Source organism: Paracoccus bogoriensis, assembly GCF_019431455.1.
GTDB lineage: Bacteria > Pseudomonadota > Alphaproteobacteria > Rhodobacterales > Rhodobacteraceae > Paracoccus > Paracoccus bogoriensis.
The window spans coordinates 22158-45147 of record NZ_JAHYSR010000011.1; the positions used below are offsets into that span (position 1 = coordinate 22158).

At 69.0% G+C, this 22990-nt stretch carries 23 protein-coding genes, 1 tRNA gene and 2 pseudogenes; 15 read left to right on the forward strand and 11 right to left on the reverse strand.

The genetic code is table 11. The annotated features are described in order from the left end of the window. Positions 1-122 precede the first annotated feature (122 nt). From KY389_RS07115 to KY389_RS07125, 3 genes are all read right to left on the reverse strand, one after another. Positions 123-1241 (reverse strand): hypothetical protein, encoded by a 1119-nt coding sequence (locus tag KY389_RS07115; protein ID WP_246588006.1) that lies wholly within the window; start codon positions 1239-1241, stop codon positions 123-125. Positions 1242-1469: 228 nt separating this feature from the next. Beyond that, positions 1470-2240 (reverse strand): hydroxypyruvate isomerase family protein, encoded by a 771-nt coding sequence (locus KY389_RS07120; protein ID WP_219830198.1) that lies wholly within the window; start codon positions 2238-2240, stop codon positions 1470-1472. A 2-nt stretch (positions 2241-2242) separates the two neighbouring features. Next, positions 2243-2803 (reverse strand): DUF1285 domain-containing protein, encoded by a 561-nt coding sequence (locus KY389_RS07125; protein WP_219830199.1) that lies wholly within the window; start codon positions 2801-2803, stop codon positions 2243-2245. A 60-nt stretch (positions 2804-2863) separates the two neighbouring features. On the opposite strand from KY389_RS07125, the gene KY389_RS07130 reads away from it, so the two are divergent. The 9 genes and pseudogenes from KY389_RS07130 (at position 2864) to lpxB (ending at position 12953) form a co-directional block, all read left to right on the forward strand. Further along, positions 2864-3871 carry an AAA family ATPase gene (locus KY389_RS07130; RefSeq protein WP_219830200.1) on the forward strand — a complete coding sequence of 336 codons (1008 nt, stop codon included), beginning with the start codon at positions 2864-2866 and terminating at the stop codon, positions 3869-3871. Continuing rightward, a complete protein-coding gene (locus tag KY389_RS07135) occupies positions 3868-4749 on the forward strand; it encodes a DUF58 domain-containing protein (protein WP_219830201.1) in 882 nt (293 codons plus the stop codon). Before KY389_RS07130 ends, KY389_RS07135 begins: the two co-directional genes overlap by 4 nt. Further along, positions 4749-4991, forward strand: a pseudogene (locus KY389_RS15825) (BatA domain-containing protein); the annotation flags it as partial. The gene KY389_RS07135 and the pseudogene KY389_RS15825, both read left to right, overlap by 1 nt. Positions 4992-6755: 1764 nt before the next feature. Then, positions 6756-7478 (forward strand): annotated as a pseudogene (locus KY389_RS15830) (DUF4159 domain-containing protein); the annotation flags it as partial. After that, entirely contained in the window at positions 7475-9658 is a 2184-nt protein-coding gene (locus KY389_RS07145; RefSeq protein ID WP_219830203.1) for a glutamine amidotransferase, read from the forward strand. The pseudogene KY389_RS15830 and the gene KY389_RS07145, both read left to right, overlap by 4 nt. Continuing rightward, positions 9651-10130 carry a 3-hydroxyacyl-ACP dehydratase FabZ gene (gene fabZ / locus KY389_RS07150; RefSeq protein ID WP_219830204.1) on the forward strand — a complete coding sequence of 160 codons (480 nt, stop codon included), beginning with the start codon at positions 9651-9653 and terminating at the stop codon, positions 10128-10130. The genes KY389_RS07145 and fabZ overlap by 8 nt, the downstream gene beginning before the upstream one ends. Continuing rightward, the gene (gene lpxA / locus KY389_RS07155) at positions 10123-10923 is read left to right on the forward strand and encodes an acyl-ACP--UDP-N-acetylglucosamine O-acyltransferase (RefSeq protein WP_219830205.1); all 801 of its coding nucleotides are present in this window, start codon (positions 10123-10125) and stop codon (positions 10921-10923) included. The genes fabZ and lpxA overlap by 8 nt, the downstream gene beginning before the upstream one ends. Beyond that, positions 10920-11729 (forward strand): LpxI family protein, encoded by an 810-nt coding sequence (locus KY389_RS07160; RefSeq protein ID WP_219830206.1) that lies wholly within the window; start codon positions 10920-10922, stop codon positions 11727-11729. Before lpxA ends, KY389_RS07160 begins: the two co-directional genes overlap by 4 nt. A 63-nt stretch (positions 11730-11792) precedes the next feature. After that, positions 11793-12953, forward strand: coding sequence for a lipid-A-disaccharide synthase (gene lpxB / locus KY389_RS07165; protein WP_219830207.1), 1161 nt, complete (start codon positions 11793-11795; stop codon positions 12951-12953). On the opposite strand, the gene KY389_RS07170 is transcribed toward lpxB, so the two are convergent. Together KY389_RS07170 and KY389_RS07175 are read right to left on the reverse strand one after the other, a co-directional pair. Further along, positions 12931-13278 carry a RidA family protein gene (locus KY389_RS07170; protein WP_219830208.1) on the reverse strand — a complete coding sequence of 116 codons (348 nt, stop codon included), beginning with the start codon at positions 13276-13278 and terminating at the stop codon, positions 12931-12933. The two genes, lpxB and KY389_RS07170, sit on opposite strands and share 23 nt — an antisense overlap. Before the next feature lie 2 nt (positions 13279-13280). After that, positions 13281-14036 (reverse strand): sulfite exporter TauE/SafE family protein, encoded by a 756-nt coding sequence (locus KY389_RS07175; protein ID WP_219830209.1) that lies wholly within the window; start codon positions 14034-14036, stop codon positions 13281-13283. Positions 14037-14169: 133 nt separating this feature from the next. Between KY389_RS07175 and KY389_RS07180 the strand changes: the two genes are divergently transcribed. Beyond that, a complete protein-coding gene (locus KY389_RS07180; protein ID WP_219830210.1) occupies positions 14170-14637 on the forward strand; it encodes an MmcB family DNA repair protein in 468 nt (155 codons plus the stop codon). Here KY389_RS07180 and KY389_RS15640 read toward each other — a convergent pair. Beyond that, on the reverse strand, positions 14624-14824 hold the full coding sequence (locus KY389_RS15640) for a DUF6324 family protein (RefSeq protein WP_219830211.1): 201 nt from the start codon (positions 14822-14824) through the stop codon (positions 14624-14626). The genes KY389_RS07180 and KY389_RS15640 overlap by 14 nt on opposite strands. A 103-nt stretch (positions 14825-14927) precedes the next feature. On the opposite strand from KY389_RS15640, the gene KY389_RS07190 reads away from it, so the two are divergent. The 3 genes from KY389_RS07190 (at position 14928) to KY389_RS07200 (ending at position 16221) form a co-directional block, all read left to right on the forward strand. After that, a tRNA-His gene (locus tag KY389_RS07190) sits at positions 14928-15004 on the forward strand. 156 nt (positions 15005-15160) lie between these two features. Continuing rightward, positions 15161-15559, forward strand: a complete 399-nt coding sequence (locus tag KY389_RS07195) for an ElaB/YgaM/YqjD family protein (RefSeq protein WP_219830212.1) — start codon at positions 15161-15163, stop codon at positions 15557-15559. Between the two features lie 8 nt (positions 15560-15567). Further along, on the forward strand, positions 15568-16221 hold the full coding sequence (locus KY389_RS07200) for a phage holin family protein (protein ID WP_219830213.1): 654 nt from the start codon (positions 15568-15570) through the stop codon (positions 16219-16221). A 77-nt stretch (positions 16222-16298) separates the two neighbouring features. Here KY389_RS07200 and KY389_RS07205 read toward each other — a convergent pair whose 3' ends face one another. From KY389_RS07205 to KY389_RS07225, 5 genes are all read right to left on the reverse strand, one after another. Beyond that, entirely contained in the window at positions 16299-16697 is a 399-nt protein-coding gene (locus KY389_RS07205) for a hypothetical protein (protein WP_219830214.1), read from the reverse strand. 128 nt (positions 16698-16825) lie between these two features. Beyond that, positions 16826-17188 carry a Grx4 family monothiol glutaredoxin gene (grxD, locus tag KY389_RS07210; RefSeq protein WP_219830215.1) on the reverse strand — a complete coding sequence of 121 codons (363 nt, stop codon included), beginning with the start codon at positions 17186-17188 and terminating at the stop codon, positions 16826-16828. A 62-nt stretch (positions 17189-17250) separates the two neighbouring features. Next, positions 17251-17493 carry a BolA/IbaG family iron-sulfur metabolism protein gene (locus KY389_RS07215; RefSeq protein WP_219830216.1) on the reverse strand — a complete coding sequence of 81 codons (243 nt, stop codon included), beginning with the start codon at positions 17491-17493 and terminating at the stop codon, positions 17251-17253. 90 nt (positions 17494-17583) lie between these two features. Then, complete coding sequence (locus KY389_RS07220) at positions 17584-17760, reverse strand: hypothetical protein (RefSeq protein WP_219830217.1); 177 nt, start codon at positions 17758-17760, stop codon at positions 17584-17586. Between the two features lie 191 nt (positions 17761-17951). Further along, entirely contained in the window at positions 17952-18821 is an 870-nt protein-coding gene (locus KY389_RS07225; RefSeq protein WP_219830218.1) for a LysR family transcriptional regulator, read from the reverse strand. A 100-nt stretch (positions 18822-18921) separates the two neighbouring features. Between KY389_RS07225 and KY389_RS07230 the strand changes: the two genes are divergently transcribed. Both KY389_RS07230 and KY389_RS07235 read left to right on the forward strand, forming a co-directional pair. Then, positions 18922-20502 (forward strand): proton-conducting transporter transmembrane domain-containing protein, encoded by a 1581-nt coding sequence (locus KY389_RS07230; RefSeq protein ID WP_219830219.1) that lies wholly within the window; start codon positions 18922-18924, stop codon positions 20500-20502. After that, positions 20502-22862: a YbcC family protein gene (locus KY389_RS07235; protein ID WP_219830220.1), complete on the forward strand. Its 2361-nt coding sequence runs from the start codon at positions 20502-20504 to the stop codon at positions 22860-22862. Before KY389_RS07230 ends, KY389_RS07235 begins: the two co-directional genes overlap by 1 nt. Positions 22863-22990 lie beyond the last annotated feature (128 nt).

Consider the following 22990-nt stretch of genomic DNA (forward strand, 5'->3'; position numbering starts at 1 on the left):
GAGGTTTTGCCGGTCCCCTAGCGGATCGAGGCCCCGAAGGCCAGCCCGCAATCGTCGATCCGGCATGGCAAAGGCCCCCGACGCGGGGTCGGGGGCCTGTGTCTTGGCGTTCGGCTGCTGCCTCAGCGGCGGGTCCGGGTCAGACCGGTCCAGATGCGACCGGCATCGCGGTCCTGGCCACCCTTGATGGCGCCCAACCATGCCGCCAGAGCGGCGATCAGCGAGGATACCGCCAGGAACAGCGCCGACCAGACCGCACCGCGGCGCGCGGTTTCGGCGGCTTCGATGGCGGCCTCCTGCGCCTGCTGCAGGCGCAGCTCGGCTTCGGCGCGCAGCTCCTCGGCCTGGGCCTGAGCGGCGGCCAGCGCCTCGTCGGCCTGGGCCTGTGCCTCGGCCAGACGGGCCTCGGCCTCGGCCCGCAGCGCGGTGACCTGCTCAACGACCTGCTCGACGCGGGCGTCGATCTGGGCCGGGGTCAGCGTGGTCCGCGCGGCCAGCGCGTCACGCATGTAATCCAGGTCTTCGTCCGAGATCTCACCCGTGCGCAGCAACTGGCCGGCAATGGCGGTCAGTTCGCGGCGGATCGCCTCGTTCGAGAACTCATCGCCGGCCGCGGTCTGGCCGCGCAGGAAACGGTCGGTGATATAGTCCAGCGGGTTGCCGCCATCCGGGCCTTCGGCCTCGGACAGGCCGCTGGCCGCGCCGCCGACCAGTTGGCCCACGCCGCTGATCGCACCGCCAGCCACCTGGCCCACGCCGCCGATGACACCACCGGCCAGCTGGCCCGTGCCCTGCAAAGCACCGCCCACGGCAGCACCCGTCGCCTCGACAGCGGTCGAGGCCGCGTTGCCTGCGGCACGGATGCCGCCGCTGATGACGCTGCCTGCCAGCACCGCCGAAATCAGGATGCCGATGGCCCAGACTGTCAGGCCATGGATGCCGTCACGCGCCTCGATCTCGTCCTCCGAGGTCGAAGTGCGGCGGCGCATCCGGCCGGCCACGTAGCCGCCCAGGGCATAGACCGCCAGCATCGCCAGAAACGAGAACAGGCCGACCAGAACCAGCGCAAAGGTTCCAAGGCCTTGATCCGGATCGGCCGAGACCGATCCCAGGCCGATCGCTGTCGTGAAGCCGGTAAACACGACCGACGCACCTGCCGCGATGACCGCACCGGCCAGGATCGCCGGCCAATCGACATGGCTGTTGCGCGCACCCGTGACGGGTTCATGAAGTTCGTTCATTCTGTCCTCTCCCCTTACCGCAGGCCGAGAAACGACAGGATGAACAGGACCACGACCACCAGGCCGACAATATAGATTATGGAGTTCATGTGCTATCCCTTCTTGTCAGGGTCGCGTGTCGCTGCACGGGCGACATCGTGACGCATCGAGACTGCAACGGATCAGGCGGGAAGGGGTTCCGCGCTCAGACACGAATCCTGTGGTCGTTGCAGCCTTGCCGCAATGCGGTCAGGCGCCCAGGCCGCGCAGCCGGCCAAGCCAGTTCAGCCCCGCCTGGGTTGTGCGGGCGGGCTCGTATTCCGCCCCGATCCAGCCGCGATATTCCGAGGACCGCAGCGCCGCCATGAAACCCGCCAGGGGCTCGGTCTCCGGCTCGGGCTCGTTGCGGGCGGGCCATCCGCCGATCTGGACATGGCGGGTGAGGGCGGACACCTGCCTCCAGCAGGCGACCAGATCGCCGGTGATCGACAGCGCATGGTGCATGTCCAGTTGCAATCCCAGGTTCGGCGCACCGATCCGTCGGATCACGTCCAGCGCGGTGCCGTAATCGGTCAGGAAGACTCCCGGCATGGACTGGGGGCAGGCGGGTTCGATGGTCAGGCTGGCATGGGGCGCGCGCTCGGCGGCCCAGGCAAGGTTGCGGGTCAGCGTATCCAGCGCCTGCGGACCTGCGGCGCGGCCGGCCATGATGTTGATGTGTCGCACGCGCAGCGCCTCGGCCACGCGAAGGCTGCGCTCGAAATCGCGCCGGAACCGTTCTTCCAGGCCCGGCACAGCGGCGAAGCCGCGCGGTCCGCCCGTCCAGTTCGGTGGCGGGGCATTGATCAGCACGATCTCGGTGCCGGCGGCGATGGCGGCACGCGACAATTCGCGCGCGGTAAGATCATAGGGGAACAGGATCTCGACCCCCTCGAACCCGGCCTCGGCAGCGGCAGCAAAGCGTTCCGGCATCGGCAACTCGGTGAACAGCACCGACAGGTTGGCTGCGAAACGCGGCATGATCACGGCTCCAGCGCGAAGAACCGGCCCTGCGACGTGACACCCAAGCGGCCATCTTCACCCTCGGTCGCGGCAGCGGCCAGCCGGTAGAAGGTCTTGCGGTCGATCAGCGCCTCGAGGCCCGCGCGCACATGCACATAAGGACGAGGCCGTTCGGCCGACCCGCGCAGGATGATCGCGTGATCCGGCCCTGCGACCACGCTGTCGCCGACATTGGTAACGAAGGTGATGCGGTCGGGCGCGATGGTCGCATCCACCGCGACGAAGGGCGCGTCCTCGACCCGGATGCCGACCTTCTCGACCGGGGTGACAAGAAAATAGCGGTCGCCCTCGCGCCTGAGGATGGTCGAGAACAGGCGCACCATGGCCGGGCGTCCGATCGGCGTGCCGTTGTAGAACCAGGTGCCGTCGGCGCGGATCTCCATGTCCAGATCGCCGCAGAAGGGCGGGTTCCACAAATGGACCGGCGGCAAACCGGCCGCCTTGCCGGCCAGACGCGCAGCTTCGGCCAGGGACTCGGCCGATGGTGGCGCGCTCACCTTTTTGTCACCCTCTTGCGCCATTCGTCTGGTTGTCTCCCGTCATCCTGTTATGTTGACATAAGGCAGCGAAAGGACATTGTCATGTCGTCGGACGAAAATCTCGTGGTCGAGGTAAACGCGCTGGCCGCCTTGCTGGCCGAAGCGCGCAAGGCGACCGAGCGGCGCTTTGTCGGCCAGCATGACGTGGTCGAACAGGTTCTGGCCGCAATCCTTGCGGGCGGTCACGCGCTTCTGGTGGGCCAGCCCGGCCTGGGCAAGACGATGCTGGTCGATACGCTGGCCACGGTGCTGGGGCTGCACAGCCAACGCATCCAGTTCACGCCCGACCTGATGCCAGCCGACATCCTGGGCTCCGAGGTGCTGGATGCCCGCCCCGATGGCAGCCGTGCCTTCCGCTTCATCGAGGGGCCGGTCTTTACCCAGCTTCTGATGGCTGACGAGATCAACCGCGCCAGCCCCCGCACGCAATCCGCGCTGTTGCAGGCGATGCAGGAGCGCGAGGTCACGATCAGTGGCCAGCACCGTCCGCTGGGCCGCCCCTTTCACGTGCTTGCCACCCAGAACCCGATCGAGCAGGAGGGCACCTATCCCCTGCCCGAGGCGCAGCTGGACCGGTTCCTGTTGCAGATCGACGTGGGCTATCCCGACCGCGCGACCGAGCGCGAGATCCTGCTGACCACGACCGGGCTGGAAGAGGGCGAGCCCCACGCCGTCTTCGCCCCCGAGACGCTGCTGGCCGCGCAGCGCCTGATCCGCCAGATGCCCGTGGGCGAGGCCGTGGTCGAGGCGATCCTGGATCTTGTCCGCGCCGCCCGGCCCGGTGCGACGGAAACGGCGGCCTTCGTGAACGATGCCTTGGTCTGGGGGCCGGGGCCGCGCGCGGCGCAGGCGCTGATGCTGGTGACGCGGGCGCGGGCCGTTCTGCATGGCCGTTTCGCGCCCACGCTGGACGATGTCGTCGCCATGGCGCCCCCGGTCCTGCGGCATCGCATGGCGCTGTCCTTCGCCGCCCGCGCACGTGGCGAGACGCTGGACGCCGTGATCGCCCGCCTTCTGGCCGAGCGCGTGGGCCATTTGCGCGCCGCATGAGCCCCCAACCGCCCGCCAGCGCCGCCGCGCTTCGCGCCCGCGCCGAGACGGCGGGCCTGCATCTGCCGGGCTTGATCCTGGCCGCCGAGCAGCTTGCCGCGCAGGTCTCACCCGGCGCGCATGGTCTGCGCCGCGCCGGCCCGGGCGAGGATTTCTGGCAATACCGCCCGGCCTCGGCCGGCGACGGCATGCGCGCCATCGACTGGCGCCGCTCGGCCCGGTCGGATCAGGATTTCGTTCGCGACCGCGAGGCGCAGACAGCCCAGACCGCCGCGATCTGGGTTTCGGGCGGGCAGGGGATGGCCTTTTCCGGCGCCTCCGACCGCGAGACCAAGGCCGAACGCGCACGCCTGCTGGCGCTGGCTCTGGCCATGCTGATGCTGCGCGGGGGCGAGCGGGTGGGCTTGCTGGGTCAGCGCGCCCGCAGCGGCAGGCTTCAGGCTGAACGCCTGGCCGAGGCGCTGGTCGCCGCGCCCGCCGCCCAGGCAGATTTCGACGCGCCCGATGCCGGAGCGCTGCGACCCCGTCAGCGCGTTGTGCTGATCGCGGATTTCCTGGCCCGTCCCGACTGGCTGCCGGGCTTTCTGGCGCAGGCGGCCGGTCTGGGCACGACCGGCGTGATCCTGCAATTGCTGGACCCCGACGAGGAAAGCTTTCCCTATCACGGCGCGGTCCTGTTTCGGTCCCAATCAGGCGCTTTGCGTCACGAAAGCCGCGATGCAGGCGCGCTTCGGGGCGCCTATCTGGCGCGGCTGGCGGAGCGCCGCGACTGGCTGGCGGCGCAGGCCGGGGCTGCGGGCTGGCGCTATGTCCACGCCTCGACGGGGGATTTGCCTGCGGACAGCCTGACCGAACTCTGGCAGATGATGGGGCGCTGATGCTGCTTCTGGGTCCGATAGGTTTTGCCGCGCCCTGGGTTCTGGCGGCGCTGGTCGCACTGCCGGTGCTGTGGGTCATCCTGCGCGCGATCCCGCCCGCGCCGCAGCGCATTACCTTTCCGGGCGTCGCGCTGCTGGCCGGTCTGGCCGATCGCAGCACGACCGCGCGGCGCACGCCCTGGTGGCTGCTGCTGATCCGGCTTCTGGCGGTGGCGGCGCTGATCCTGGCCTTTGCCGGTCCGGTCTGGCGGCCCGTGCCGCTTCTGCCGGCGTCGGGGCCCCTTCTGGTGGTCATGGATGCGGGCTGGGGCGCCGCGCCCGACTGGCCCGCGCGCCAGGCCCGCGCCGAACGCGCCCTGACCGAGGCCGCGGGCGCGGGCCGACGCGCCGCGCTGCTGATGGCCGACGGGCGTGACGGGGCGCAGCCGCTGCGCTTTCAGCCCGCCGACAGCCTGATGGCGCGGCTGCGCGGGGCGGGGCCCGGCGGCTTCCCCTCGGCCCTGCCCGACGATCCCGGCCCCGCATTGTCGGACCTGCCGCCGGGGCGGCTGTCGGTCCTGTGGCTGTCCGACGGCCAGGATCACCCGAACCGCGCGCGCTGGTTTCAGGCGCTGGCCGAGCGGGGCGACGTGACCGTGGTGCCGCCCGCCCGGCCGCTGAATGCCCTGACGCTGGAACCGGGCCCCGACGCGCCGGTCCTGCGCCTTCACGGCGAGGGCGCGGCGGTGCTGGCCATCGGCCCCGATCCGCAGGGGATCGAACGCGAACTGGCCCGCCTGATCCCGGGCGAGGCCGAGGCGGGCAGCCGCCTTGTGGCGCTGGACCTGCCGCCCGAACAGCGCAACCGCGTCACCCGTTTCCAGATCGAGGGCGCAAGTCATGCCGGGGCGGTGGTTCTGGCCGATGACAGCGTGCGCCGCCGCAAGGTCGCGCTGGTCGGCGACCTGGCCGGGCAGGCCGAGGGCCAGCAGCTTCTGTCGCCCGCCCATTACGTCCGGCAGGCGCTGGCCCCCTCGGCCGATCTGATCGAGGGCGGTCTGGGCGACGTGCTGGACGCCGCGCCCGATGTGGTCATCCTGATCGATCAGGTGCAGCTGGCCGAGATCGGCGAACTGGCCGAATGGGTGGATCGCGGCGGGCTGCTGATCCGCTTTGCCGGGCCGCGCATGGCCGGCTCCGACCGCCTGACCGAGGAATTGCTGCTGCCCGTGCCGCTGCGTCAGGGCGGGCGCGATATCGGCGGCGCGCTCAGCTGGGGCGATCCGCGAGGGCTGGCGCCCTTTGCGCGCGACGGGGTCTTCGGCGGCCTGACCCCGCCCGATGACGTGACGGTGCGCGCGCAGCTGATGGCGCAGCCCGGCCCCGATCTGGCCTCCCGCACGATTGCCACCCTGTCGGACATGACGCCCCTGGTCACGCGCGACCGGTTCGGGCAGGGGCAGGTCGTGCTGTTCCATGTCTCGGCCAATCCCGAATGGTCGAACCTGCCGCTGTCGGGCCTGTTCGTCGAGATGCTGACCCGCCTTGTCGCCACCGCTCGCAGCGCCCCCGCGACCGAAAGCGATCCGCGCGAGGCCCCTTTCTGGACGCCGCAATCCGTGCTGGACGGCTTTGGCCGCGCCCTGCCGCCCGAGGGCCTGTCACCTGTCGCCGCCGAGGATCTGGCGCGCGGTCCCGCCCATGATCGCCCCGCCGGCATTTATGCGGCGGGCGAGCGTGTTCAGGCCCTGAACGCGGGCGCGCCGCTTGCCCCTGCCGAATGGCCGGGCGCCCGGATCGAGGATGCAGGCGCGGGGCAGGGGCTTGGCCTGCGCGGGCCGCTGCTGGCGCTGGCGGCGCTGCTGATGGTGCTGGATGCGCTGGCCTCGGCCTTTGCGGCGCGAGGCGGGCGGGTCGCCGCCGCTCTGCTGGCCGGGCTGATCCTGACCGCACCGCCCCCCGCCCAGGCCCAGGATCTGGACCCCGACCTGATGCGCGCGGCCGCCGAGGTCGCGCTGGCCTATGTCGTGACCGGCGATCCCGAGGTGGACCGTGCTTCCGAACGCGGGCTCTGGGGGCTGTCGCTGGCCCTGCGCCAGCGCAGTTCGGTCGAGCCGGGCCGGCCCATCGGCGTCGATCTGGAAAGCGATGACCTGTCTCTGCTGACGTTTCTCTATTGGCCGGTGACAGACAGCCAGCCCGCGCCGGGGCCGCGCGCCTATCTGCGGTTGAACGCCTTCCTGCGGTCGGGGGGGATGATCCTCTTCGACACGCGCGACGGCGATCTGGCGGGGGTGGGCGGGCCGGACATGTCCGGCGCCCTGCGCCGCCTGGCCGCGCCGCTGGACATCCCGCCCCTGGCGCCTGTCCCCGAGGATCATGTCCTGACGCGGACCTTCTACCTGCTGGCCGATTTTCCGGGCCGCTGGCAAGGCAATCCCGTCTGGGTCGAGGCCCCGCCCGTCGGCGCCGAAATCCAGGCCGGGATGCCCTTTCGCCAATTGAATGACGGCGTGAGCCCGGTCGTGATCGGCGGCAATTCCTGGGCCGAGGCCTGGGCCATCGACGATAACGGCGCGCCGCTCTACCCGATCGGTCGGGGATGGGAGGGCGAGCGCCAGCGCGAGATGGCCTATCGCTTCGGGATCAACCTGATCATGTATGTGCTGACCGGGAACTACAAATCCGACCAGGTCCATGTCCCCGAGCTTCTGGAACGCCTGCGGACCGAGGAGATCCCGTCGCGATGACTGCGCTGCGTTTCGATCCCGCCCTGCCCTGGTGGGCAATCGCCACGCTGGCGGTGCTGGCGTTGCTGGTGGCAGGCTTCGCGCTGTGGCGGGGTCTGCGCGGTTGGGCGTGGCGGGGCCTTGCCGGTCTGGCCGCGGCGCTGGCGCTGGCCGGTCCTGCTCTGGAAACCGCCACGCGCAACGCGCTGTCCGACATCGTGATCCTGATCGAGGACCGCTCGGCCAGTCAGGATCTGCCGGGCCGCGCCGCGCAGATGGACGAGGCCGCCGAAAGGCTGGCCCAAGCCGCGCTGGCGCTGCCGGGCACCGAATTGCGCCGCGTGACGCTGGGCGACGATCCCGACGGCACGCTTCTGGGCGCCGAACTGGCCCGCGCCGTCGCGGCCGAGCCCGCCGAAAGACTGGCCGGGGTGATCGCCCTGACCGACGGGCGCCTGCATGACGCGCCGATGCTGCCCGAGACCCTGCCTGCGCCGCTGCATGTCCTGCTGACCGGCCAGCCCGAGGATTGGGACCGCCGTCTGGTCATCGAGGAAGCCCCCGCCTTCGGCCTGATCGGGCAAGAGATCCAGATCCGCCTGCGGATCGAGGATCAGGGCCGCGTCCCGCCCGGCCTGGCCGCCACCGCGACCTTGCGCATCTCGGTCGATGGAGAAGAGCCTCTGGTCGTCTCGGTCCCGGTCGGCGTGTCGATGACGCTGCCGGTCACGCTGGGCCATGCCGGCCAGAACGTGGTGCAGATCGTCATGGAGGCGCCCCAGGCCAGCCCCGCCGAACTGACCGACCGCAACAATGCCGCTGCCATCAGCATCAACGGCGTGCGGGACCGGTTGCGCGTGCTGCTGGTCTCGGGCGAGCCTCATGCGGGCGAACGCACCTGGCGCAACCTGCTGAAATCGGATGCGGCGGTGGACCTGATCCACTTCACCATCCTGCGCCCGCCCGACAAGTTCGACGGCGTGCCGGTCAGCGAATTGTCGCTGATCGCCTTTCCCACGCGCGAACTGTTTCTGGAGCGGATCGAGGATTTCGACCTGATCATCTTCGACCGCTACCGCGTCCGGGGCATCCTGCCGCCCGAATACTACCGCAACATCGCCCGCTATGTCGAAAACGGTGGCGCGCTGCTGGTGGCGGCCGGCCCCGAGATGGCGGGGGTCGAAAGCCTCAACCGCTCGCCTCTGGGGCCGATCCTGCCCGCGCGCCCCACGGGGCGGGTGATCGACGCGCCCTATCGACCGACGCTGACCGAAGAAGGGCGGCGCCATCCCGTCACGGCGGGCCTGAGCGATTCCGAAACCCCCGAATGGGGTCGCTGGCTGCGCTTGTCCGAGGCCGTTCCCGAACCCGGCGCGCAGGTCGTGATGACCGGGGCCGAGGACTCGCCGCTGCTGATCTTGAACCGTGTGGGCGAGGGGCGGGTGGCGCTGCTGACATCCGATCAGGTCTGGCTCTGGGGGCGCGGCTTCGAGGGGGGCGGACCGCAACTGGAATTGCTGCGCCGCATCGCGCATTGGTCGATGAAGGAACCCGAACTGGAGGAAGAGACCCTGCTGGCCGACGTTTCGGGCAGCGATCTGGTCCTGACCCGGCGTTCCATGGCCGAGACCACGCCCCCCCTGACCGTGACCCGCCCCGATGGCGGCACCGAGGAGATCGCGCTGTCCCCCGACGGGCCGGGCCGCTTCAGCGCGCGCTGGAGCGCGCCCGAGCCGGGGCTCTACCGGCTGGATGACGGGCAGGTGCGCCGCGTCGTGGCCATCGGCCCGCGCGCGCCCCGCGAATTCGAGGAAACCGTCGCCGCCGCGCCGCTGCTGGAACCGCTGGTCGCGGCCTCGGGCGGATCGGTGCAGCGCCTTTCGGACGGCGTGCCGGATCTGCGCCAGATCCGCCAGGGCCGCCGCGCCGAGGGCCGCGCCATCAGCGGACCCTGGATCGGCGTCACGCCCCGCGACGCGGCCAGCGTGACCGGGCTTGAACGCCGGCCGCTTCTGCCGGGCTGGGGCTGGCTGGCTCTGATCGCCGGGTTGATCCTGGCAGGCTGGCTGCGCGAGGGCGGGCGGTTCGGGCGGGGGCTACCGCATGAGGGGGCGCGCTTGCCAAGCCCTGGTGCGGTTGGTAACCCCTTGATCGAGGCCCCGTCCGGGGCAGAAGAGCCCCGAAGGAATGCTTATGGCTGACGCAACGCGCAACCCCGCCCCCTATACCGAGGCCGATCTTTCGCTGATCAAGCGGATCATCCCCCATCGCTATCCCTTCCTGTTCATCGACAAGGTGCGCGACATCGTGCCTTTTGAAAGCGCGGTCGGGATCAAGATGGTGACCTGTAACGAGCCGCATTTCCAGGGCCACTTCCCCGCGAAGCCGATCATGCCCGGCGTTACCATCGTCGAGGCGATGGCTCAGACCTCGGCCGTGGTCGTCGGCATCAGTCTTGATCTGGTGGACAAGCCGCTGCTGACCTATTTCATGGGGATCGACGCCTGCAAGTTCCGCCGCATGGTGGTGCCGGGCGACGTGCTGGAACTGCATGTCTCGGCCAAGCGCGCAGGCGGCAAGATCTGGAAGTTCCGCGGCGAGGCCAAGGTGGACGGCCAGATGGCCGCCGAGGCCGAATTCACCGCGATGATGGACCTCAAGACCGATGGCTGAGACCCGCATCCACCCCATGGCCGTGGTCGAACCCGGGGCCCAGATCGGCGAAGGTGTCCAGATCGGCCCCTTCTGCGTGGTCGGTCCAAAGGTGCGGCTGGCCGACGGGGTGGTGCTGAAATCCCATGTCGTTGTGGCCGGGGACACCTCGATCGGGCCCGAGACGGTGATCTTTCCCTTTGCCTCGATCGGTGAGGCGCCGCAGGATCTGAAGTTCCAGGGCGAAAGCACGCGCCTGGTGATCGGCGCTCGCAACCGCATCCGCGAACACGTGACGATGAACCCGGGCACCAGGGGCGGCGGCGGGCTGACGCAGATCGGCGATGATGGGCTGTTCATGGCAGGCAGCCATGTCGCACATGATTGCCGGATCGGGGATCGGGTGATCCTGGTAAACCATGCCTCGGTCGCGGGGCATTGCGTGCTGGGCGATGATGTGATCGTCGGGGGGTTGTCGGGCGTGCATCAATGGGTGCGGATCGGGCAGGGCGCGATGATCGGCGCGGTAACGATGGTGACGGCGGACGTGATCCCGCATGGCCTGGTCCAGGGCCCGCGCGGGCATCTGGACGGGCTGAACCTGGTGGGCCTCAAGCGCCGGGGCGCCTCGCGCGCCGAGATCGCGGAACTGCGCGCGCTTCTGGGCGATCTGGCGCAGGGCTCGTTCCGCGACACGGCGCGGGCGCGGCACGACACCAGCACCGGTCGCGCGCGCGAGGTGCTGGACTTCATCCTCGGCCCCTCGGATCGCAGCTTCCTGACGCCTCGTCCCACAGGCGGCGAGGCACGATGACCCGCACCGCCATCATCGCCGGAGAGGGGCGGCTGGCCCCTCTGGTCGCCGCTGCGCTGGACGCGCCCCTGATCCACGCGCTGGAAGGTTTTGCGCCGCCGATCCCCGCCACCCCCTTCCGGCTGGAACGGCTGGTGCCGTTTCTGGATCACCTGCTGGATCAGGGCGTCAGCCGCGTGGTCTTTGCAGGTGCCGTCCGGCGACCGCGCCTGGACCCCGAAGCCTTCGATCCCCGCACCGCGCAACTTGTGCCGCGCATCCTGCGGGCGATGCAGTCGGGCGATGACGCGGCGCTGCGCACCCTGCTCGACATTTTTGAAGAACACGGACTAAGCATCGCTTCTGTCGCCGAAATCTGCCCCGATCTGGTTCCGGGTCCGGGCATCCTGACCGGCGAGCCCTCGGCCCATGACCAGCGCGACGTTACGCGGGCGGCGCAGATCCTGGCCGCCACGGGCGCGCTGGATCTGGGGCAGGGCGTCGTTGTGGCGCAGGGGCTGTGCCTTGCGCTGGAGACGCTGCCCGGCACGGCGGCGATGCTGGATTTTGCGTCCCGTCATGCGGGTCTGCGGCCCGATCCGAACGGCGCGAGGGGCGTCTTTTACAAGGCGCCCAAGCCCGGACAGGATCGCCGGATCGACCTGCCGACACTTGGCCCCGACAGCGTGATCCAGGCCGCGCGCGCCGGTCTGGCGGGTATCGCATGGGAGGCGGGGGGCGTCATCCTGCTTGACCGTGACGAGGCCGTGCACCGCGCCCAGGCAGAGGGGCTTTTTCTCTGGTCCTGCCCGCCTCTGGCAGGCTGAAAGACTGGTCTGCACCGTGCTGTTCGGCTAGGCCTTAAGCAGGACAATGACAGGCGGGCGGGCATGAAGTTTTTCCTGATCGCGGGCGAGGCCTCGGGCGACCAGCTTGGCGCAGCCCTGATGGCCGGGCTGAAGACCCTTGATCCCCAGGCGGAATTCGTCGGCGTGGGCGGCCCGGCCATGCAGGCGCAAGGGTTGGAGAGCCTGTTCCCGATGGACGAGCTCAGCGTCATGGGGCTGATGGAGGTTCTGCCGAAATACCGGGCTCTGAAGCGGCGCATTGCCCAGACCGCCGCCGCGGTGACAAAGACCGCGCCCGATGCGCTGATCGGCATCGACAGCCCCGATTTCTGCCTGCGCGTGGCCCGCGCGGCGCGGCCTGACAATCCCGACCTGCCGATGATCCATTACGTCGCGCCCTCGGTCTGGGCCTGGCGGCCCGGCCGGGCGCAGAAGATGGCGCGCGTCATCGACCACGTGCTGGCCATCCTGCCCTTCGAGCCGCCCTACATGCAGGCGGCCGGCATGAGCTGCGATTTCGTGGGCCATCCCGTTGCCACCGAGCAGGTGGCTGGTTCCGACCAGGCCGCGCTGTTCCGCAACGTCCATGGCATCGCGCCAGACGCGCCGCTGGTCCTGTGCTTGCCCGGATCGCGTCGAAGCGAGGTTGCGCGCCTCGGTGCCCGTTTCGATGAGGCCTTGATCCGCCTGCGCGACCGCGTGCCCGAAATCCGCGTGGCGCTGCCCACCGTGCCGGGCGTGGCGGGCATGGTGCGCGAGATGACGCGCCGCTGGCCCACCGCGCCCATCGTCATCGAGGATGCCGACGAAAAGCGCGCGGCCTTTGCTGCCGCCGATCTCGCGCTGGCGGCCTCGGGGACGGTCAGTCTGGAACTGGCGGCGAACCGGGTGCCGATGGTGATCGGCTACGACATGGCGCCGTTGAGCCGCCTGATCATCGGCTTCCTGCTGCGCACCGATACGGTCACGCTGGTCAATCTGGTCAGCGAGACGCGCAGCGTGCCGGAATTCCTGGGCCGCGCCTGTCAGCCCGACCCGCTGGCGCGGGCGCTGCAGCAGGTGCTGGAAGACCCCGCCACCCGCATGGCGCAGCTTGACGCGATGGATCTGACCATGGAGCGGCTGGGTCGCGGGGGCGAGGCGCCGGGCCTTCGCGCGGCGCGCTCGGTCCTGACCGCGATCAGAGAACGGCGGTCACGATGATTTCGACCTTGTAATCCGGCGTGGCCAGGGCCGATTCGCCGGTCGCGCGGGCAGGAGTATGACCCTGCGGCACCCAGGCATCCCAGACGGCGTTCATTTCCGCGAAATCGGCCATGTCGGCCAGCCAGATCTGGGCCGAAACGATGCGTGTCTTGTCGGTCCCGGCTTCGGCCAGCAGCGCGTCGATCTGGGCCAGCACCGCGCGGGTCTGTTCCGTCACCGAGGTGCCCGGCTCGCCGACCTGACCGGCCAGAAAGACGAAGCCATTGGCGATGACCGCCTGGCTCATGCGGGGGCCGGTCTGGATGCGTTTGATGTCGCTCATGTTCATGCTCCTTGAATGAGACGCCAGAAGAAGATCGCGGTCATGCCGAAGCCCACAAGGGCGATCAGCAGCCGCAGGACAGGTCGCGGGATGCGGCGTGCGACGGGGGCGCCCGAATAGCCGCCGATGATCGTGCCAAGCGCCATGATCGCGGCCGGTCCCCAGACGATGCTGCCTCCGGCGGCAAAGACGGCAAGGGCGATCAGCGACAGCGCGAAGCTGAGCCAGCTTTTCAGCCCGTTCATCTGGTGCAGGTCGGTCATGCCCCACATGGCAAAGACCGCCAGCATGATGATTCCGAGCCCGCCGTTGAAATAGCCGCCATAAACCGCCATCGGCAGCAATGTGCCCAGACCGAAGGGCGTCACCGCGCGGCGCCAGCGCGAGGCCGCGCGGCGGACCTGATCCGACCAGGTAAAGACCACCGTGGCCAGCAGCAGCAGGAAGGGGACCAGCATGGCAAAGCCCTCGTTCGAGCTGACCATCAGCAGGCCCGCGCCGACCGCGCCCCCGGCCATGGTCCAGATCGTGACGCGCAGCAGCGGCGCGCCCTCCATCACGCGGATGTCCCGGCGAAAGCCCCAGGCGGCGGCCAGATAGCCGGGCAGGGCGGCCACCGTCGTCGTAGCATTGGCCGCGACGGGCGGCACGCCGGTAAAGACCAGCGCCGGAAAGGTGATGAAGGTGCCGCCGCCCGCCACTGCGTTCAGCATACCCCCCAGAACGCCCGCAACGAACAGCAGCACGATATCGAACATGGATGCCTTTCGCTGGGCAGATTCGCGGACCTGCAGACGCTATCCCCCGGTCAGGACAGGAGCAAGCGGCCGCGACATTGGTCAGGCGCATGGGGCGCTTGCCGATGTTCCGTTCCTGTTCTATCTTGAGAAAATGAACGTTCTTTCGGACAATATCTCGCCTCTGCCCGCCATGCCCGGCCAGCGCCTTGCGCGTGGGGTGGGGCGGCTTCTGCGAAGCCTCGATCATGCGGTGCTGACAGAATTCGTGCCCGTGCGCGGTCTGCGGGTTGATCTGATGAGCCTGGGCCCCCGGTCCGAAATCTGGGTCGTCGAATGCAAGAGCGGCCGCGCCGATTTCATCTCGGACCGGAAATGGCAGGGCTATCTTGACTGGTGCGACCGCTTTTTCTGGGCGGTGGACGCGGAATTCCCTGCCGATCTGCTGCCCGAGGGGACCGGCCTTATCCGGGCCGATCCCTTCGGCGCCGAAATCACGCGCATGGCCCCCGAGACACGGCTGCCGGGCGCCAGGCGCACCAGACTGATGCGCGATTTCGCCCGGGCTGCGGCCTTGCGCTTGCAGGGGGCCGCCGATCCGGGCGCCTTCAGCGACGCCTAGGCTTGGTGCCGCTGCGGGCGACTTCGGCGGCGGCGATCAGTTCCTCGGCGATCTCCATCGCCTCGTCAGGGTCGAAATCCATCGGCAGATCCACGCCCTCGCCCTGGACATAGATACGGACCATGCCCTGATCCGTCGGGCCGATCTGCAGATTTGCGGCAATGTCGCTTTCGCTGTTGATGCCCACGGCTGTTTCCTTTCTGCAATTGGCACTTTCTGTAGCGCGGACGCATTTTCGCGGCAAGCAGGGCTTGCAACGCGGCGCGACGGGGGCTAAAGAACCGCCCTGTGCCGCCTTAGCTCAGTTGGTTAGAGCGCTAGATTGTGGATCTAGAGGTCCCCCGTTCGAGCCGGGGAGGCGGTACCATCCCCTCTTTGACCCCAAGACATCTTGACCGCAAGACATCGCTGCCACATCGCCCGGCTGCGCGAGGGTCTTTTTCTGCGCCCGCATCGGAACATTTTGTCGCGGCCGAATGTTGATGCCCCGAAGGTGACAAGACAGCCTGAAAGGAAGAACATCATGGCACAGAACATTTCGGCCGAAGAAGCCAAGCGCGACGCCAAGGACGCGGTTCGCGAGGCGCGCGACGATCTGGAGCGGGGCGCCCGCAAGGTCGGCGAGCAGGTCCGCGAGACCGCCCGCGACCTGGCCGACAACTCGGGCGCCGAGCGCCTGATGGAGCGCGGCTCCGAACTGGCTGAAGAGGTCGTGCAGGTCGGCCGTGAATATGCCGACAAGGCGCGGCATGAGGCCGAGCGTCTCTACGAGGCCGGTCAGCGCCACGCCCATGACGCCGCCGCCTATGCCGAAGAGCGCTATGACGAAGTGGCCGAGATGGTCCGCCGCAACCCCGCGCAGGCCTTGGGCATTGCGGCCGGGATCGGCTTTCTGGTCGGTCTGCTCATCTCGCGTCGCTGAGGCGCGCGATGTTCGACTTCGCGCAAAGGTTGCAGCTTGCGGTCAGGGACCGGCTGCGCGGGACCGGATTGAAGGCCGGGGCGGGTCTGCTGGGCGCGGCTGCGTCGGGCTTTCTTCTGGCCGCGCTGTGGTCGTTTCTGGCCCGTGAATTGGGCTGGGGCTCGGCGCTTGCGTCTCTGGCGGTTGCCGTGCTGCTGCTGGCTGCGGCAGGCGTGTTGATCGCGCTGTCCAAGCCGCGCCAGCCCATGCCGACCGGCGAGGATTTCAAGCGCGAGGTCGAAGCCCGCCTTTCACTGGCTGCCGATCTTGCAACAAGCCGCGCCAAGGCCGAGGCTGCCCGCGTCATGGACATGGCCGGTCAAAAGGCCCATGCGGTCATGGACCAGGCCAGTTATCGCGCCTTGAAATTGGCCGATGACGCCGAGCGGCGCGTTTTCGGGACGGTGCGTGACACGATGCAGGCCGTTGGCCTGACGCCCGAGCGCCGCCGTGACGCAAAGCGCACGGTCCGCAACGCATCGGCCCGCGTCAGGCGCGCCGCCCATTCCGACGCGGGCAGCATGGCCAAGTTGATCGGAGCCTTTGCCATCGGCGTGGCGATCGCCTCGAACCTGGCAGAGCGGCGCAAGTCGCGCGACATCGACCCCGAAGATCTGCTGTGAGATATCGGACGGTTCCGCAACTCCGCAACGACAACGAAACGACAAGGGGCGGCGCAGACGCGCTGCCCCTTTCCCGTTCAGGCGCGGCGCATCAGGGGTGGCCTTGCATGGGCTTGCAATGCTTGCACGAGCACAGCCACATCATCCGAGGAAAAGGGAGCTGGCAGGCTGAACCAGCCGCGTTCCCGCACGGCCTCTATCGTGTCACCGCCAAGGCGCAGCACCAGCCGCCAGCCGCGGGCCGCAGCCATCGCGCCCAGGCCGCAAGCCTCGATTTCGGCGATGGACAGTTTGGTGATGATGACGGGGCGGGTCGCCCGGTCGTCCAGGTGCCGCAGGATCATCATGCAGCCGTCCAGGTCGGGCGTTCTCAGGCACAGGCATCCGGGGCAGGCATCATGAAGCCCGCAGCGCAGATCGCTGGCGATGAAGCTGTCCCGTTCGATGATGATGAAGCAGGGGACGAGTTCTTGCATGATGCCCCATACTTCCACCGCAAGGCGAGTGGGGCAACATGATCTTTGTCAGTCGCCGCGCCAGAGGGGGCGATGCCGGGGACAGACCCTGCCGCTGGTCGGCGCGAGGACGGGTTCCGCCCCGGATATCAGGCATTCGCCTCGCGGATCTTGTCGGCGGCGGCCTTGTCATAGGCCACGGCCTTCTGGTCGAACATCTGGTCCAGCTCACCCGAAAGGGTCATCTCGGTGACGATGTCGCAGCCGCCGACGAACTCTCCCTTGACGTAGAGCTGCGGGATGGTCGGCCAGTCCGAGAAATCCTTGATCCCCTGGCGAATATCGGGGTCGGTCAGCACGTTCACGTCCTTGTAGCTGACACCCATGTAGTTCAGCACGCCTGCCACGCGGCTGGAGAAGCCGCATTGGGGCATCTCCTTGGTGCCCTTCATGAACAACACCACGTCATGGCTGTCGATCAGGTCACGGATACGGGTCGTCACATCGCTCATGGCGGCAGTCCTTGTCTGGGGCCGCGACTGGTGCGGGCCGGTCATCTGAATGGGCAACGCCTCTAGTCGGGGGCCTTGGTCGTCAGCGCAAGGGCATGCAGATCGCCCGCCGGGCCGTCCATCTTGCCCCGAAGGGCGGCATAGACTGCGCGTTGTTGCTGCACCCGGTTCAGGCCGCGGAAGCTTTCGTCAATCACCTCGGCCGCGTAGTGGTTGCCATCGCCCGCAAGGTCCGTGATCGTGATCCGGGCCTTCGGAAACGATGCGCGGATCAAGGCCTCGATCTCGTGCGCTTCCATCGCCATGTTGCTGTCCTCGCTGTCCTTGCCTTCCAGATTTAGGCCAAGCGCGTGGCCCCCGCAAGGGCGGGGACCAGATGGCAGGACGGGTTCGAGTCAGTTCGCGCTGGCCGCGCCAAGAGTTCCGCCAACGATAGCACCCGCAGGGCCTGCCAGAACCGCGCCCCCCAGGCCGCCGGTCGCCGCCCGTTCGGTCGGCTTGTTGCCGCAGGCGGCAAGCGTCAACAGCGCGGCGCAAAGGCCCGCCACAAGGCACGGAGTGCGGTTGGTCATGTCAAGGCTCCTTTTCCCTGGGGCGCCTGTCGGCGCGGCCGCATGAGACAGACGTTTCGGCCGGGGCGGGGGTTCCGACTGGATTGGCACGAACCGCCATCTCGGTCACGTCGTCCTGATCGGCTTGCACATGTCCGACCAGTTTCCGGCAGTTCCGCGGCAGTTGATGTCCAGCCGGGCGCCTGATCCAGTCATTGCGCGTGCAGCAGATCGGCCAGAAACGGATTGCCGAAGCGCCTGCGCCGAGTCACGGCAAGGAAACTCTCGCTGATGCCATCAAGCTGCGCGGCCTCGCGCAGAAGGCCCGCGCCGATCTCGTCGCGCACGACGATGGGCGGCAGGACAGCCAGCCCCGCATCCTCGCGCACCAGAAGGCGCAGCATCGCCATGTCGTCGGCTTCGGCCGCAATGGCGGGCATGATGGATAGCCGCGCCAGCATCGCGTCGATCGCCACGCGCAGCGCCGTGTCGCCCGTGGGCAGGATCAGCGGCTCGTCGGTCAGAAGCCGCGCCAAGGGCCGCGGCTCGTCGCCGATCCGGGCGGGAGTGCCGATCAGGCTGACGGGCTGTTCGGCCAGATGGTGGATCAGCCAGGGGCTGGTCGCATCGCATGGCGGCGCCAGATTGGTCAGCACCACATCCAGCGACAGCGCATCCAGTCCCCGTAACAGTTCCGCCAGCGAACCCGATCGCAGCACCACCTCGACATCCGCCCGCCCGATCACGGGCGCCAGGAACTGAAGCTGGAAGTTCCGCGACAGCGTGGCCAGCGCGCCAACCCGCAGGATGTGCCGCCCTTGGCCGGTCTGGCGCAGGGTCGCGGTCAGTTCGTCGGCGGTGCGAAAGATCGCCTCGGCATGGTCCAGCGCGATATGGCCCGCCTCGGTCAGCACCAGCCTCCGGCCGCGCCGCTCGAACAGGTCATGGCCAAGCGAGGCCTCGAGCGCGCGCAACTGGGTGGACAGGGCCGATTGCGACAGGTTCAGCCGCCGCGCGGCGCCGGTCAGCGTGCCGTCCAGTGCGACGGCACGGAACAGGCGCAGATGGTGCAGGTTCAGCATGAACCATCCATATAATAGAACAATAAAGCCAAAAATATGTAATTTTCTTGAAGGTATGCAAGCCCTAAATCTGCGGTATCAGCAATCGGAGTGTTCCCGGATGTCTCTGTTCCCCTTTCTGGCGGCCCTGGCGCCGCTGATCCTGCTGGCGGTCGCGGCTTCGGCGCTGGCGCGCCCCGGGCCGCGACCGGGCGCCCTGCCGCGTCAGGCCGAGCTGGCGGCGCTGGCCGCGCTTGCGCTGATCGGTATCGCGGCAATTCATGCCGCGTTGACCGGCCCGCAGGCCCTGTCGATCGGGCAGGGCGTGGCGCTGGTCTCGCTACGGCTTGACGCAGTCAGCTTCACGATGGCGCTGCTGGTCGGCTTCGTCGGCTGGGTCGTGATCCGCTATTCCCGCCGCTACATGGACGGAGAGCCGCGCGAAGGCGCCTTTCACGGTCTGACGCTGGCCGTGCTGGCGCTGGTCCTGGTTCTGGTGCAGGCGGGAAGCCTGCCCGTGCTGCTGGCGGCCTTCATCGGGGTGGGGATCGGGCTGCGGCAGCTTTTGCTGTTCTACAGGAACCGCCCCGAGGCGCGGCGTGCGGCGGCAAAGTTCTCGCTGGTCTGGGGCGTGGGCGATCTGGCGCTGTTCGGGGCGGCGATGCTGCTGTGGATCTCGTTCGAGACCGCGGATCTGGCACAGATCTCGGCTCTGGCGGCGACGGGTCTGGACCTGTCTGCGCGGATCGCGGTCGGGCTGTTGGTGCTGGCCGCGCTGCTGAAGACGGCGGCCTTCCCGCTCCATGGCTGGCTGACCGAGGTGATGGAGGCGCCGACCCCCGTTTCGGCACTGCTTCACGCAGGCATCATCAATGCTGGCGGCGTGCTGCTGATCCGGCTGGCCGATCTGGTCCAGGCCAGCCCCGGTGCGATGGCCGCGCTGGTCATGGCGGGCGGGATCACCGCGCTTTTCGGTGCGGTGGTGATGCTGACGCAAAGCGCGGTCAAGACGGCGCTGGCCTGGTCCACCGTCGCGCAGATGGGCTTCATGCTGCTGCAATGCGGGCTGGGTCTCTGGCCGCTGGCGCTGCTGCATATCGTGGCGCATTCGCTTTACAAGGCACATGCCTTCCTGTCCTCGGGCGGGGCGGTCCGGGCGGTCGCGGCGGCGCGAAAGCCGGGGCCGGTCGCTGTGCCGGGCCTGCGCGCGGTCGGCCGTTCCTTCATGGCGGCGCTGGTCCTTTACGCGGCGATGGCCTGGGTCTTTGCGGCGCTCGGCGCGCCCAAGAACCCGCAGGCGTTGGCTCTGGGTGCGATGCTGATCTTCGGTGTGGCCTATCTGGTCGCCCAGGGTCTGGCCGACAGCGCGCCCGCAGCGCTGACCCGGCGCATGGTGACGGCCTCGGGCGCGGCGGCGCTGGCCTATTTCGGCTTTCACGCGTTGGCCTCGCTGGCCTGGGGCGCACATCTGCCTGCGACCCCGCAGGCCGGCGCGCTGGAATGGGCGCTGATCGTGCTGGCGGTCCTGTCCTTCGGCCTGGTGGCCTTTGCGCAGGCGCTGTTCCCGCTCTGGGCGCATCATCCGGCGGCGGCGGGCCTGCGCGTCCACCTGGCCAACGGGCTTTATCTGAACGCGATCCTTGACCGGCTGATCGGCGGCTTCCGCCGGTCCGACGCCACCCAAGCCACAGGAGAGGCATGATGTTCCTCAAACCCATCGAGATCGCGCCCCGGCGCAGCATCGAGCTTCTGGCCGCTGCCGAGGCCGCAGCCCGCGCCATCCCCCCGGCCTTTCCGCTGGATGCCACCGTCGCCGTGAACCCGATGCTGGGCCAGACCGGCGAGGATCTGGCCACCGCCGCCGCCAGGCTGGCGCGAGTCTCGGGCGCGCGGATCATCCCGGATCGGGCAGGCCATGCGGCTGCCATTGCCGCAGGCGCGATTACCGACACCGATCTGGAACAGGCGCTTGAGGCATCCGGCTCGCCGCTGAAACCGCCCAGCCTTCAGGCGCTGAAGGTGGCGATGTCGCGCCCCGTGCGGCCCGTCCGCGCATTGCCCAGCCTGGCGGAACTGGCGGCTGAGGCGGACGGCACCGACTGGCCCATGGTGATCGCGCGCAGCATCGGTCTGTGGGCTGCGGGGCATTTCGACCGGGGGCAGGCGCTCTGGACGCCCGCTCCGGGGCGGGGGGTGCTGGCGGGCTGGCGGGAATGGGCCAGCCATGACCTGACTCCGGAAATTGCGGGCCTTTCCGGGTTCTGTGCACATGTCGCGGCCAGCCCCGACACGGCAGAACGCGCCATCCTGCGGGCCTGCGATGCGCTTGGCCTGACCGAGGCCGCCGCGCCGACCTGCTTTCATTCGCTGCTGATCCAACTTGGCGGTTGGTCGCAGCACGCGCGCTGGCTGCTTTGGCAGGCCGAGATGCAGGGCGGCACCGATGCGGCGCTGACCGACCTGCTGGCGATCCGCCTGATCTGGGACGAGGCGCTTCTGGCCCGCGACCCGGCCTTGGCCGCGTCCTGGGCCGAGGTGGTCGCCGCGCATGAGGCGCCCGTCGCCCCTGATGCCGACACCGTGCTGGATGCGATCCTGCAGGAGGCCGCCGAACGCGCCCATCAGCGCAGGCTGGCCGCATTGCTCAGCGGCCCGCGCCCCGCGCCTGCCCGGCCAGCCATGCAGGCGGCGTTCTGTATCGACGTGCGGTCCGAGGTGTTCCGCCGCGCGCTCGAGGCACAGGATCCCGGAATCCAGACCCTTGGCTTTGCGGGCTTCTTTGGCCTGCCTGTGGCGCACCTGCCGCATGGCAGCGACTGCGCCGAACCCCATCTGCCGGTGCTGCTGAACCCGACGATGACCGCGACCAGTCACGCTGCCCCGTTGACGGAACAGCGCATCAGGATCAGAGCGCGGGCAGAGCGGGCCTGGGGGCGGTTCCGCCAGGCGGCCGTATCGTCCTTTGCCTTTGTCGAGGCGGCAGGCCCGGCTTATGGGCTGAAATTGCTGAACGCGGCGCTTGGCCGGGCTGGTGCACATCCGGAGCACGGTCCCGCGCCGCGTCTGGACCCCGGCCTTGATCCTGCCACCAAAGCCGATACCGCCGCGGCCGTTCTGCGCGCCATGAGCCTGACGCGCGGTCATGCGCGGTTGATCCTGCTGCTGGGTCACGGCGCTCATGTGACGAACAATCCGCATGAAAGCGGGTATCACTGCGGCGCGTGCGGGGGACAGACCGGCGCGGTCTCGGCTCGGCTTCTGGCGGGGCTGTTGAACGATCCCGAAACGCGGGCGGGCCTGTCTGCGCAGGGGATCGAGCTGCCCTCGGACACGCTGTTCGTGGCGGGATTGCATGACACGACCACCGATCGGATCATGCTGTTCGACGAGTCTCTGCCGCTGTCCCATCGCGCCGAACTGATGCAGGCGCGCGCCTGGCTTGACCGCGCGACGGGTCTGGCTCGGGCCGAGCGCGCCGCGCGGCTGCCCGGCGCCAGCGTAGATACCATCGCCGACCGCGCCCATGACTGGGCCGAGATCCGGCCGGAATGGGGCCTTGCAGGCTGCGCCGCCTTCATTGCTGCGCCGCGCGAGGCGACAGCGGGCCGCGACCTTTCGGGCCGGGCTTTCCTGCACTCCTATGACTGGCGGCAGGACGAAGGCTTCCGGACACTGGAACTGATCCTGACCGCGCCTGTCATCGTGGCCAGTTGGATCAGCCTGCAATATTACGGATCGGCGGTCGCGCCCGAAATCTTTGGCGGTGGCAACAAGCTGATCCACAACGTCGTGGGCGGTATCGGCGTGGTGCAGGGCAATGGCGGGATATTGCGTCCGGGGCTGCCCTGGCAGGCGATCCATGACGGCGAGACGCTGGCGCATGAACCTCTACGGCTCAGCGTGCTGATCGAGGCCCCGCAGGATGCCATTTCGCAAATCGTGGCCCGCCATGAGGGGTTGCGCGCCCTGTTCGACAATGGCTGGCTGCATCTGCTCTCGCTCAAGGATGGGCGTGTGACCGGTCATTACGCGCCCGGTGGGCACTGGATCGCCCATCCCTGAACGGGATTCAGCGGGACTGGGGCGATTGATCTCCGGCCCCGCAGGCTTGCCTGCAGCGGGTCAGAGCGCCTGTCCCATTCTGTGCTCCGCGTGCTGCAACATGCAGCCGGACATTCCGGAACAGAGCC